The sequence below is a fragment of the Shewanella sp. GutDb-MelDb genome, assembly GCF_002836075.1.
Lineage (GTDB): Bacteria > Pseudomonadota > Gammaproteobacteria > Enterobacterales > Shewanellaceae > Shewanella.
In genome coordinates this window covers 1-12,975 of the sequence record NZ_PJBM01000157.1, presented here as the reverse complement: position 1 = coordinate 12,975, position 12,975 = coordinate 1, and the positions used below count along the sequence as shown (strand labels likewise).

Annotated in this window: 10 protein-coding genes and 5 tRNA genes; 1 reads left to right on the top strand and 14 read right to left on the bottom strand. The window is 43.1% G+C overall.

Annotated features, from left to right (window positions below):
- Positions 1-189: 189 nt before the first annotated feature.
- Positions 190-2,763: a TonB-dependent receptor gene (locus CXF82_RS06875; protein ID WP_102039201.1), complete on the top strand. Its 2,574-nt coding sequence runs from the start codon at positions 190-192 to the stop codon at positions 2,761-2,763.
- A 112-nt stretch (positions 2,764-2,875) separates the two neighbouring features.
- Here CXF82_RS06875 and gloA read toward each other — a convergent pair whose 3' ends face one another.
- From gloA to CXF82_RS06805, 14 genes are all read right to left on the bottom strand, one after another.
- Positions 2,876-3,286, bottom strand: coding sequence for a lactoylglutathione lyase (gloA, locus tag CXF82_RS06870; protein ID WP_102039202.1), 411 nt, complete (start codon positions 3,284-3,286; stop codon positions 2,876-2,878).
- A 330-nt stretch (positions 3,287-3,616) separates the two neighbouring features.
- Positions 3,617-4,258, bottom strand: a complete 642-nt coding sequence (gene nth / locus CXF82_RS06865; RefSeq protein ID WP_101092050.1) for an endonuclease III — start codon at positions 4,256-4,258, stop codon at positions 3,617-3,619.
- Positions 4,259-4,323: 65 nt separating this feature from the next.
- On the bottom strand, positions 4,324-5,019 hold the full coding sequence (locus CXF82_RS06860) for an electron transport complex subunit E (protein ID WP_101092051.1): 696 nt from the start codon (positions 5,017-5,019) through the stop codon (positions 4,324-4,326).
- Positions 5,012-5,650: an electron transport complex subunit RsxG gene (rsxG, locus tag CXF82_RS06855; RefSeq protein ID WP_101092052.1), complete on the bottom strand. Its 639-nt coding sequence runs from the start codon at positions 5,648-5,650 to the stop codon at positions 5,012-5,014. The genes CXF82_RS06860 and rsxG overlap by 8 nt, the downstream gene beginning before the upstream one ends.
- A 103-nt stretch (positions 5,651-5,753) precedes the next feature.
- On the bottom strand, positions 5,754-6,806 hold the full coding sequence (rsxD, locus tag CXF82_RS06850) for an electron transport complex subunit RsxD (protein ID WP_101092053.1): 1,053 nt from the start codon (positions 6,804-6,806) through the stop codon (positions 5,754-5,756).
- Positions 6,807-6,809: 3 nt separating this feature from the next.
- Positions 6,810-8,999 carry an electron transport complex subunit RsxC gene (rsxC, locus tag CXF82_RS06845; RefSeq protein ID WP_102043910.1) on the bottom strand — a complete coding sequence of 730 codons (2,190 nt, stop codon included), beginning with the start codon at positions 8,997-8,999 and terminating at the stop codon, positions 6,810-6,812.
- Entirely contained in the window at positions 8,993-9,562 is a 570-nt protein-coding gene (gene rsxB, locus CXF82_RS06840; protein WP_101092055.1) for an electron transport complex subunit RsxB, read from the bottom strand. Before rsxB ends, rsxC begins: the two co-directional genes overlap by 7 nt.
- Positions 9,563-9,564: 2 nt before the next feature.
- Positions 9,565-10,143, bottom strand: a complete 579-nt coding sequence (gene rsxA, locus CXF82_RS06835; RefSeq protein WP_101092056.1) for an electron transport complex subunit RsxA — start codon at positions 10,141-10,143, stop codon at positions 9,565-9,567.
- A 114-nt stretch (positions 10,144-10,257) separates the two neighbouring features.
- Positions 10,258-12,174 (bottom strand): EAL domain-containing protein, encoded by a 1,917-nt coding sequence (locus CXF82_RS06830; protein WP_102043909.1) that lies wholly within the window; start codon positions 12,172-12,174, stop codon positions 10,258-10,260.
- A gap of 183 nt (positions 12,175-12,357) precedes the next feature.
- A tRNA-Asn gene (locus tag CXF82_RS06825) sits at positions 12,358-12,433 on the bottom strand.
- Positions 12,434-12,469: 36 nt separating this feature from the next.
- A tRNA-Asn gene (locus CXF82_RS06820) sits at positions 12,470-12,545 on the bottom strand.
- Between the two features lie 32 nt (positions 12,546-12,577).
- A tRNA-Asn gene (locus CXF82_RS06815) sits at positions 12,578-12,653 on the bottom strand.
- A 33-nt stretch (positions 12,654-12,686) separates the two neighbouring features.
- Positions 12,687-12,762 (bottom strand) — tRNA-Asn (locus CXF82_RS06810).
- A gap of 37 nt (positions 12,763-12,799) precedes the next feature.
- A tRNA-Asn gene (locus tag CXF82_RS06805) sits at positions 12,800-12,875 on the bottom strand.
- Between the last annotated feature and the right edge of the window lie 100 nt (positions 12,876-12,975).

The window sequence follows — 12,975 nt, the reverse complement described above, 5'->3', positions numbered from 1 at the left end:
TGCTTTCATGAAAAACGACCAGCTCGATTTATGATTACTTTATTTACCATATTAGTTAACAAGGCAAAGTAAATGGTTAACGATTTGGTGGATTGACGGCATAAACGTGAAATTGCAGTATCTCTAGCAACGTCACTGATAACAAATGACGTGCATATAAAAATAATTAAGCTAGGGAGTACGACATAAATGAACAGACCATCGAAATTGGCCTCTGCAATAAAGTTCGGATTGATCGCATCTGTATCTACATCAGCAATTACTGTTTCTACAGCAGCCTACGCTGAAGAGGAAGCTAAAGTAGAGCGTATCGCTGTAACCGGCTCCCGTATTCAACGACAGGATATGGAAACAGCCTCTCCAGTTACCGTTATTGACGCAGCAACAATTAAAGCTGAAGGCTTTACTTCTGTCGACCAAATGCTACAAGCACAAACTTCTATGGCTGGTGCTGCTATGGGGTCAAGTACTAACAACGGTTCAGACGGTGTTGCTCAAGTTGACCTTCGTGGTATGGGCTCACAGCGTACGTTAGTATTGCTTAACGGTCGCCGTATGGTTAACTCAGGTTCAGGTGCTGATAGCGCTGTGGATCTTAACTCTATCCCTGTTGCAATGATTGCACGTGTAGAGATTCTAAAAGATGGTGCATCAGCAGTCTATGGCTCTGACGCTATTGCAGGTGTTGTTAACATCATCACTAAAAAAGATTTTGATGGCTTCCAGATAGATGTAACTGGTGGCATGACTGATAAGAGCGACGGTGAAAACGGCGAAATCAGTGCGCTTTACGGTTTTAATACCGATACAGGTAACTACACATTCGGTGCTGCTTACTCTGAGCGTCGTGGTGTTGTTCAATCTGATCGTGACTGGACAGATCCAGGTAACAGTTCATTTACGCCAAATGGCGGCATTGTTGGAAATCAATTGGATGAGAATGGAAATCCAATACTAGATGACAAAGGCAACAATAAAACAGAAGTTAAGAATAATGATGGCACTGCGTGGGTTCCCCAAGGGCAAGGCTATGATTATACTCAAGACAGTTTTTACCAGACCCCAAGTAAGCGTTACAGCTTGTTTGCTAACATGACTCAAGAGCTTGGCGATGAGCTAGTGCTAACGGGTGATATTCTTTACACCAAGCGTAAGTCAAACCAGCAGTTGGCGCCTCAGCCAGCAAATTTACAGCTAGATGTCTGTAAGACAGGTCAAGATCCATTAACTTGTGCAGAAATTACGCCTGAAATGGCGGCTGGTGGTATTGTTGCTGATGATAAAGGCGAGATAAACTACAGAAAACGTATGAATGACGTTGGTCCTCGTGTTTATACTCAGGACACTGACACATTACGTGTCTCAGCTGCTCTTGCTGGTTCAATTGATGTCAATACCGGTATGGATTGGGATATTTCTTATACTTACGGTAAAAACAAAGCTGAAACCGCGGTAGAAAACTCGATCAATGCAACAATCATGACAGATGCAATCTATGCTGATCAAGATGCATGGTTCAGTGGTCAGCCAATGACAGATCAAGATTTGCTTAACAGTGTTTCTTATGATGAACAGTCTGATGGTGGTAATGAGCAACATGTATTCTCTGCGGGTCTAACCGGTGAGCTTTTTGACCTTGATGCAGGTGCTGTAGCTTACGCTATCGGTGCAGAATACCGTTATGAGAGTGGTTTCTACAATCCAGACCCAATTGTGGTTGCAGGTGAAAGTACCGCTGCTCAACAAGATCCTACTGATGGTAACTACAACGTAATTTCTGTTTTCCAAGAAGTCAGCGTGCCGTTTACTGATAAGCTAACCGGTGAATTCGCGCTTCGTTTCGACGATTACTCTACATTCGGTAACGCATCGACTTGGAAAATTGGTCTAACATACGCAGCGACTGATGACTTAATGATCCGTACAGTTGCAGCGACAGGTTTCCGTGCACCAAGTGTCAGCGAGCTATACGGCGGAAACTCAGGTTCATTCGATTATCTTAAAGACCCATGGGGTAATGAGCAAGACCCACAGATCTTAGTTAACCGTACTTCAGATGAAAACCTTAAACCTGAAGAGTCTGAGTCTTACACTGCGGGTTTAGTGTATTCGCCTAGCTATGTTGATGGCATGTCACTGACTGTCGATTACTGGCGCTTTAAAGTGAAGAATGCGATTGCACGTATGGATACTCAAAATGGTTTGAACAACTGTTTTGCGGGTGACCAAGCAGCGTGTGAAGCCTTTAATATTGGTGCAGACGGTGATCTAGATAACCTTACCAACTCACTAACTAACGTCGGTTACCAAGACACTAGCGGTATCGATTTTAACCTAGCATATAGCTTTGAAGTGTTAAATCTAGACTGGACCGTTAGTAATGACACCACTTACTTGCTGAACTTTGAGCAAGATGGCGTTGATTACACAAACACTATCGATGGTAACTTCGGTGCATATGCTCAAGTACGTAACAACTTTAGTATCAAAGCTGGTCAAGATGATTGGAATGTTATGTACTTCAACCGTTATATCGGTGAGATGGATGACTTAGGCGAAGGCACTAAGGTTGATTCTATGCTTTATCATAATGTTTCAGCTAGCTACTTTATCAATGATACTTGGATGGTAAGTGCTGGTGTTAAAAACCTAACTGACGAAGAACCATCAAACGTTTCTAACGGCAGTGACGGTGGAACAGTTCCAGAAGTTTATGACACCATCGGTCGTCAGTACTTTGCGGGTGTAACCGTTAAGTTCTAAGTTTAAAACTGATTTAAAAACGAGTACTAATAAACAGTTCTAGAGAATAGAGTTTAAAGCTAATAAAAAAGCGCCGAAAGGCGCTTTTTTTTGCGTTCATTTTGTCTAAACGTTATCCCAAGCCTTGCTGAGATGAGCTCATTTGGATTAGCTCGATCTTATAACCATCAGGGTCTTCTACAAAGGCAATGACAGTACTGCCGCCAGCAACGGGACCCGCTGGACGTAGAACTTTAGCGCCAGCGTTGGCTATTGCTTCACAACGGGCATAAATATCTTCTTCACCTATGGCTATATGGCCAAAAGCGTTACCCATGTCATATTCTTCAGTGCCCCAGTTATAGGTCAGTTCAATCACCGCACTGCCTGTAGATTCTTCATCGTAGCCAACAAATGCTAGGGTATATTTGTATTCACTATTTTCGCTTTTACGTAATAATTTCATACCCATAACTTGGGTGTAAAATTCAATACTGCGCTCCAAATTTCCTACGCGTAACATGGTATGTAGTAACTGTGCCATTTCGTCCTCTTTATTTGTTGTTTTTTCTCATTGAATTATATCGAAAATATAGCCGATGGATACTGTTTGTTATTAGGATAGAGTTTTGACTACATTAGACCGTGCGCAGATCACAAAACGTTTAAATTAGCCTGATAAAGTCTCATTTATCTTATAGTATTAATTAACTTATTCGAGGAGTTACCGATGCAAACTGAACTAAAAATGTCGCTAGGACTTAGCGTTATTATTGCGGTTGGACTGTCTATTTTCTTTATCAATATGTTTTAAAAAAAGCCGCGAAAGCGGCTTTTTTATGGGTGATATTTATCATAAACCGTGAAGGTGTTATTAATCTTCAGGGTAAATTTTGTCTTTAAATTCACACAAGTCTTCAATTATACAGCTGCCACAACGAGGCTTTCTGGCAATGCAGGTGTAGCGGCCGTGTAAAATCAACCAGTGATGTACATCAACTTTAAATTCAGTTGGCACCACTTTTAACAGTTTCTTCTCGACTTCAACGACATTTTTACCCATCGCAAACTTAGTACGATTTGAAACTCTGTCAATGTGAGTATCTACCGCGATGGTAGGCCAGCCGAATGCGGTATTAAGTACTACGTTAGCTGTTTTTCTACCAACGCCAGGTAGCGCCTCTAATGCTTCTCTATTTTCGGGTACCACACCATCATATTGCTCGACTAAGATCTCACAGGCTTTAACGACATTAATTGCTTTATTGTTGTATAAGCCAATGGTCTTAATATACTGCTTGAGTCCGTCAACCCCAAGGGCGGCAATACTATGCGCTGTATTAGCGACAGGAAATAATTTTTTTGTTGCTTTGTTAACACTAACATCGGTCGCTTGAGCTGAAAGTGTCACTGCCACTAACAGCTCAAATGGACTTGAGAAATTCAGCTCAGTTTCAGGATGAGGGTTGTTATCTCTAAGTCGCTCTAAAATAATGCGCCGTTTTTCTGTGTTCATATGCCAGTATCCATCGATGTTATTATTATTTTGAAGATGATATTTTTAGATTAAATGAACCTGTATTAGTTAACTTTCGTGATCCTAACGCGTGTTGGCGCTGCTTCCTCAATCTTAGGCTGTCTAGCCTCGAAGTAACTATCAATTACATTTTTAAGCGCGATCAGCAGTCCAATTCCGATAAAAGCACCGGGTGGAAGCATGGCTAACAAAAAAGTGGTATCGACTTGCCAAAGCTGGATCGTTAACCCTTTTGCCCATTCACCTAATAACTGGTCCGCACCGTAAAAGAGCGTACCTTGTCCCAATATTTCACGGCTAGCACCTAGTACGCAAAGTACGAGAGTAAAACCTAATCCCATCATTAATCCGTCGAAGGCTGATTTTGCTACGTTGTTTCGCGAGGCAAATGCTTCAGCTCGGCCAATGATGACGCAGTTGGTCACAATCAGTGGTAAAAATATCCCTAGCGACAGGTAAAGACCATAGGCATAAGCATTAATGAATAGCTGAACGCTGGTGACCAATGCGGCAATGATCATTACAAACACCGGTATGCGGATCTCTTTCGGGACAAAATCTCTCACTAAAGAGACTAAAATGTTCGAACCAATCAACACCAGTAATGTCGCCAACCCAAGTCCTAACGCATTGGTTAAAGTGGCTGTAACGGCGAGCAACGGACATAAGCCCAGTAATTGAACTAGCCCTGGGTTGTTCTTCCAAAGTCCTTGCCAGGCTAACTCTTTATAATCACTCATTACCTACCTCACAGTTAGCGGGCGCATCTAATAGTTCGTCTTTATGTGCATTAAAATATAGCGTGGCTTTTTTAACCGCTTTTACGAATGCTCTGGGTGTAATTGTAGCACCAGTAAATTGGTCTATCTCTCCGCCATCTTTTTTTACATGCCAGCGTTTATCTTTATCTGACAATATCGATAACCCTTTGAACGAAGATACCCAATCTGATTTTCTTCGCTCGATTTTGTCACCTAAGCCAGGGGTTTCTTGATGTGAAAGTGTACGCACGCCTAACACGGTGCCTGACTTATCTAAGCCGATGATAATTCTAATGTCGCCGTTGTAACCATCGGGTGCAACAGTTTCAATTGCGATGGCAATACCAATACCCTCTTTTGTAGCAATATAAGCTGGAAGGGGCTTGTCAGTGCCTAGGAAATCAACAGATGTAATGGTTATGCAATGTTCTGTGAGCTCGTTATCATGTAATTCATCAGGAATTATCTGATGTAGCACTCTTGCCAGCTCAATCTGTTCCTGTTGCTTTATTTTAGCAAATGTAAGCTGGTTGACTACGGCGACTAGTCCGGTGCAAAGCAGGGCAAATAGTGCGAGTAACAAACCATTTTTTAACATTGAATTTTTCAAAATATTGTCTCTAAACTGATTTTCAAAATATAGCCTCTAAACACAGTCTTGATGGCACCTATTTGACTTAAGTTCCGCTGTTTTACTCGCCATTTAACGGCGATTAGTTTCCAGAGCGATGCCCGTAGCTACGTGGTTTTACATAATAATCGATGAAAGGTGCACATAGGTTCGCCAGTAAAACCGCGAAGGCAAATGCGTCTGGATAGCCACCATAAGTACGGATAACATAAACTAATACTCCGATTAAGGCACCAAATAGCAATCTACCTCGTACGCTGGTTGCAGCGGTGACCGGATCGGTGGCGATAAAGAATACGGCCAGCATCGTTGCGCCTGAAAACAGTTGGAATAATGGACCAATGTGTGTGTCTGGGCTTAATAAGTAACCAAAGCTACTGCATACAAAAAGAGAGGCAATAATGCCGACACTTATCTGCCATCGGATAACTTTTAATTTAAGCATGGCGAGGCCGCCAAGTAAGTAGGCAATATTTACCCAAAACCAACCTACGCCGTAACCGTCAGAGAAAATGGCTTTCGTTAGGCTTTCTGTAATGGTTAATCCAAGTGATAAGTCAGTCTTTACTGTATCGAGAGGCGTCGCCATTGCTATGCCGTCAAAACCCAATTTGTATATATTGAGTTGCTCTGACGTCATGGTTCCAAAAATGGCTTTGAGTGTTAACCCTAAATCCATTGGCGTTGACGCTAATGATAACGGTACTGCCCAACTGGTCATTTGTACTGGAAAGGAGATCAGTAACATGACATAGGCTGCCATCGCGGGATTAAATATATTTTGCCCTAAGCCACCGTATAGGTGTTTGACGATGACAATGGCAAAGACAGTACCTATCACTACGACCCACCAAGGTGCTATTGAGGGGATTGAGACCCCGATTAATAACGCCGTAAGGACCGCGCTATTGTCGCTTATGGTCGGTCGAACAGGACGCTTTCTTAGCTTGAGTACGGCTGATTCACTGAGCAAAGCAACAGCAATCGCCAGTAATACTTGGATCAAAACACCCCAGCCAAAAAAGTAAAACTGGGTAGCGATACCGGGGAGTGCACACAAAATGACTCTTCGCATCACACTTTGGGTTTGCAGCTGCACTTTTAAGTGTGGCGATGAAGCTAACTTAAATGCCATGAATTATTCCTTCTCTTCCAATTTGGCTTGCGCTTTTTTTGCTTTCGCCTTGGCGACAGCTGCAGCAATACGGGCTTTTTTGATATCCTCTGGTGACAGTGCTATTTCTGTCAGAGTCCCTAAATCGTTATCTAGCACGCTACTTTGCGTCGGTGCTGACGCATCAATAACAGTGGACTGCTTTTTTGCTTTCGCCTTGGCGATAGCTGCAGCAATACGGGCTTTTTTGATCTCTTCAGGCGAGAGCTGTAACTCTGTTTTAGTGACCAATTCAGCTACTACCGCGTTGTTTTGAACTGGCTCTGCATCAAGCTGTCGTAGTTTCTTTGCCTTGGCGCGAGCGATAGCGGCGGCCACTTTCGCTTTCTTTTCGTCTACAGCATCTACAGAATGAGCTTCTTCTGTAACGTCGAGAGACTTCACCACCGTTGTGTTTTGTTGTGCCTTTTTGGCTTTTGCTCTGGCAATGGCCGCGTTTACTTTAGCTTTTTTATCATTGCTCTCGTCGACTTCTACATCGTCGGAGTCAGCTGGCTGTTTATTCGTTGCAGCAGGAGAGGCTTTCTTAGCCTTTGCACGAGCAACCGCGGCGGCTATTTGCGCCTTTTTATCTTGAACAGCGTCCGTTGCAGTGGTGTCTCCAGCATTCGACTCGGCGGCTTTCTTCGCCTTAATGCGTGCCATGGCTTCTGCCACCGCATTGTTGTCGGTGCTCCCCATGTTATTTTTACGACGTTCGGCAGCTTCTTTTGCTTTAGTTTCTCGAGCGAGTTTTTCATCTTCCAGTCGTTGCTGTCTCGCATCAAAACGTTGTTTGGCTAAATCCGCCTGTTTTTTCTCTTCAGATTGTGTACGCAGTGCAGATTTAGCGACGCGATAATATTCAACTAATGGAATGTCACTTGGACAAACATAACTGCAGCAACCGCACTCAATACAATCACGAAGATTAAAGCTAGCGGCTTTGTCATATTCTTCTGCTTGAGCATGCCAAAAAAGCTGCTGTGGTAATAGCAATGCAGGGCATACTACGGCGCATTCTCCGCAACGAATGCAAGGCATTTCATGTTGTTCTTCTGCGATCTCTTCACTGCTTGGCAATAATACACAGTTGGTCCCTTTAAGCACCGGCGCTGCGACATCAGGTAATAAGTGGCCCATCATTGGGCCGCCGATAATGACTTTATCTTGGTTTAGATCGCCTTTAAAGCCGTTAGTGTGAAGAATATGCTCAATCGGCGTGCCTATCGGCATCCAGTAGTTACCAGGATTTTCGCTATTAAGTCCAGTAACCGTGACCACTCTTGATGTGAGTGGTTTTCCATTAATGACAGCATCTTGTATTGCGTATGCGGTACCGACATTTTGTACCAGCATACCAAGCTGGGCGGGTATTGCGCCTGAAGGTACTTCTTGACCGGTTAAAATTTGGATTAACTGTTTCTCACCGCCAGATGGGTATTTTGTGGGTACTTTTGTGATCCTAACTTGGTCACTGGACAGTTCGCTTCGATTGAGTGAATGCTGCATTGCTTCACTGGCTTCGGGTTTATTATCTTCAATGGCGATAATGATCCGTTTAGGGGTCAATAAGCGTTCAATAATGGCGATGCCGGACAGGATTTGATCGCTATGCTCTTGCATTAATCTATCATCGGACGTGATGTAAGGTTCACACTCAATACCGTTGATGATCACGAGCTCAATGTCGCTCGTTGGTCGTAGTTTTATATGGGTCGGAAATGCGGCTCCACCGAGGCCAGCTATACCAGCGTCTTGGATCTTTTTTAAGATCTGTTGATTGTCCAACGCGGAAACGTCACTGGTAATGGCTTCGATAGCTTCATCTTGTCCGTCAGCGGCGAGCACACAGCTTAAAACAGGTAAGCCAGACGCATGGTTGCTGGGCATCTGTTTAATGGCTGTAATGGTACCTGAAGTCGGTGCGTGCACAGGACAATGAGAGAAACTGGTGCCTGTTGTCAGTGCTTGGCCTTTTAATACCCGCTCACCGGCGTTGATACTAAGCAACGCACTATCGCCCACTTGTGGAACAGGAATGACAAATTGCTTTGCTAAGGGGAAATCGGCAATAGCGGTCTTATTTGATAGCGTTTTTAACTCAGGGGGGTGGATACCACCATGCGAGCGCCAAAGCGTTCCTTTATCAACTTGTTCTAATAAAGTTAGCACTGCGGATCCTCTTGCACTTGTGTTACTGGAATCGCATTTAATTGCCAATTCCAGGTCTTAGTTGTTTGTTCGATGGGAAGCATATCAATACAATCTACAGGGCAGGGAGCAACGCATAGATCGCAACCGGTGCAATAATCGATAATGACAGTATGCATCAGCTTTCCTGACCCTAAAATGGCATCGACAGGGCAAGCTTGAATGCATTTAGTACATCCTATGCATTCGTCTTCACGTATATAGGCGACTTTTTTCTCTTGGACTTCCTCTGTGGCGTTGAGAGGCTCAGGATCTACGCCAAGGAGATCAGCAATCTTCTCCATTGTGGCAGTGCCACCCGGGGGGCATTTATTGATCTTATCACCATTGGCAATAGCATCAGCATAAGGCTTGCAACCCGGATACCCACATTGACCACATTGTGTTTGGGGCAGTAATGCTTCCACTTGCTCTGCAAGCGGATCTCCTTCAACTTTAAATTTTTCAGCGGCAAATCCCAGCAAAATACCAAAGACAAGCGCGAGTACTGTGAGAACAACAACAGCAATGACAATACCTGACATGTTTATTTAACCAACCCTGTAAAGCCCATAAATGCAAGGGACATAAGACCCGCGGTTACCATTGCGATAGCGCCACCTTGAAACGGGGCGGGTATATCTGCAGCGGCGAGTCGTTCACGCATTGCTGAAAATAGGATCAAGACTAACGAAAATCCAACCGCTGCACCGAAACCGAATATGGCAGACTCAAAAAAATTATGGTCTTCATTAATATTGAGCAGGGCAACACCAAGTACTGCGCAGTTTGTGGTGATCAAGGGTAAGTAAATACCTAACGCGCGATGTAATGAAGCACTGGTTTTTTGTACTAACATTTCGGTAAATTGAACAACCACGGCGATAACTAAAATAAAGCTCATTGTCCTCAAGTAACCGAGATCAAAAGGTAATAGCAGGTATTGGTTTACCAGATAGCTGAGAATAGACGCGAGCGTCAACACAAATGTGGTCGCCATGGACATACCAATAGCAGACTCAAGTTTGCTGGACACCCCCATAAAAGGGCATAAACCTAGGAATTTTACTAATACAAAGTTATTGACCAGCACCGTGCCGACCAACAATAGGAGATATTCACTCATCTCAATTCATTTTTTAGACAATCTTAGCGCTATTATCGGCTTTTCCGACACTATAAACAACACAAAGAAAACAAGGACAAATAAATTTGATTTCTTGTGGGTGAAATTAACGCACTATTTCAATTTTTCGCTCTTACTCACGGTGATTAACGGCGTTGGCTTCGCAATATAGTATCCTTGAAGCCCATCGAGTAATAGCTGCTCCATGGCCAATTTTTCTTGTTGATTTTCGACGCTGGTCGCAATCACTTTAATCATCAGTTTTCTTGCTATATCAATGATCATTTTCACAAAAAACTGATTATGTGTGTCCGAAATAATACCTCGAGTATAACTACCATCTAACTTGATAAAGTCTGGGCGAACATCTTTAAAAAACTTGAACGAGGTAAAGCCGAGACCAAATCTTTCAATCGATACTCGAGCGCCAACACTATGCACTTCATTGATGAAATGATATGTCGCAGATAAGTTGGTTTGCATCCCCGATTCACTGACTTCAAAAACAAGTCTAGCGGCCAAATGTCGTTGGCGAACCAAAATGTTTTTGAGCCAAGCGACAAAGCTTTCTTGGTTTGCGGATGATGAGCTGATATTGATCCCAAATAGGCCCGTAAGCGAAGGCATATTAATGAGCGTGCTCAGCGTTTTTAATATCACTAGTTTATCAAGTTCTTCACTCATGCCATGGCGCTCTGCCATCGCGATAACCGTGGTAGTGGGTAAGAATTTACCTTGATCGTTGTAAAAGCGAGACAACAGCTCTCGGTAAGACTCAATATTAGTTCGGCAGGGACGAATAGGCTGAGCGTAAAATTTTATCGCTTTCCGTTTTAGAATATCATCGATTGCGATTTTCCAACGGCTATCACCAAACAGTTCATCACCCGACAGCTTCTGCTGTACATGAAAACTATTTGGGCCAAGTGTTTGCGCAATACTGACGGCAGTATCGGCTAATGTCATTAATGACACGGGATCACAGCCTTGCAGATAAGGGCATAAACCTATGTAGGCGACAGAATCGGTGCCCAAATTTTGTTGGTACTCATCAAAGGCAACTTTAAGCTCCTCGATAATAGTGGTGCCATCTTTTAAGGATATGTCGGGTAATATGAGTGCAAAATCAGCAGTCGATATGCGATAAAAATAAGCATTGGGTGATTTAACTAAAGACTTTCTGATGTGGTTGGCTATGCGTGTTAAATAATCATCACCCGCTTCACGCCCATGTAGCTGGTTGATGACGGCAAGCTCAGTCGCTCTAACGATAGCCAGTACACCTAATTGTTGGCTGTTAGGCAAACATATTTCATTTAACTTTTCAGTGAATTTAGCGCGTGTACCGAAGCCCGTGACTGGGTCCTGAAAGGCGACCCTAGTGAGCTTTTCATGGGCATCATTAAACTCATCCACTTTAGCTTTTAGATTGCTTTGGCATGACTCTAGCACTTTTGCTAATGGAGTGAACTCTCCCTTTAATTTAGATTTTTGAATCGCATGGAAAGTAAAATTGGGTAAGTCATCGATTATTTTGCAACTGTAGCGCAACTTTTTAGCGTGGAGTGCCGCGAGTAACACATTAAAAACACTGATGAGTAGGAAGGTGCCCCAAATTAACAGCAGTTGATATTGAAATCGATTGGATACTGCAGTGAGCTCTTTGTCTATGGCAAGCTTGACCTGTAATCGACCATTAGCGAGTGTTCGGGTTAATGGGATATCAATCTGATATATATTTTTAATAATACTTCTACTCTCAGCAAGTAACTTGCCGTGAGTGAAGCTATTGTCACTGTCATTGGTGTCGATGTATTGGAAGAACTGAAAATTAAAACTCGTCGTCAAATGTTGGTATAACGCCTTGCCATTGCCTTGCCAATTGCTTTGGGTCGCAATACTTGCAGTATATTTTGTGAGCTCTTGCTCGCGACTATGGGCAAAATCAGCTTGATTGATTGAATAGGTAATGAAGGTGAGCCCGCAGAAAACGAACACTAAAAAAAGTTGAGAGTATCTGAAGCTGGTCATAATGAGTCCATTCACAATCATAGAAGACAAAATTGTTCTAAAAAGGTGTATCTCTATGGGTATTATAAACAGGTTTTAGATTGAATATCAGTTGCTTTGTTTGAGGAGTGTTTTATTTGAACGATTATTTCTTGATTATTGAGAGGCTTGTTATGGAAAAGCAGAGATTAATTTAGATAAAGTTGGCTCCCCAGACTGGACTCGAACCAGTGACATACGGATTAACAGTCCGCCGTTCTACCAACTGAACTACAGGGGAATCACAGTACTACCTATATCTAACTTATCTTTAAATTGGCTCCCCGGACTGGACTCGAACCAGTGACATACGGATTAACAGTCCGCCGTTCTACCAACTGAACTACAGGGGAATCGCTTTAAATCTAAATCTTAAATAAAATGTTGGCTCCCCGGACTGGACTCGAACCAGTGACATACGGATTAACAGTCCGCCGTTCTACCAACTGAACTACAGGGGAATCGCATTTTACTTCTTTACGCTGATAAAAATGTGGCTCCCCGGACTGGACTCGAACCAGTGACATACGGATTAACAGTCCGCCGTTCTACCAACTGAACTACAGGGGAATTGCATTTTTACCAATATTTAACGGTGATATAAAAGTGGCTCCCCGGACTGGACTCGAACCAGTGACATACGGATTAACAGTCCGCCGTTCTACCAACTGAACTACAGGGGAATTGCTCTTTTATATTACCAGATAAATATCTGATTAACTTAAACTTTGGCTCCCCAGACTGGACTCGAACCAGTGACATACGGAATGTCTCTTAAACACA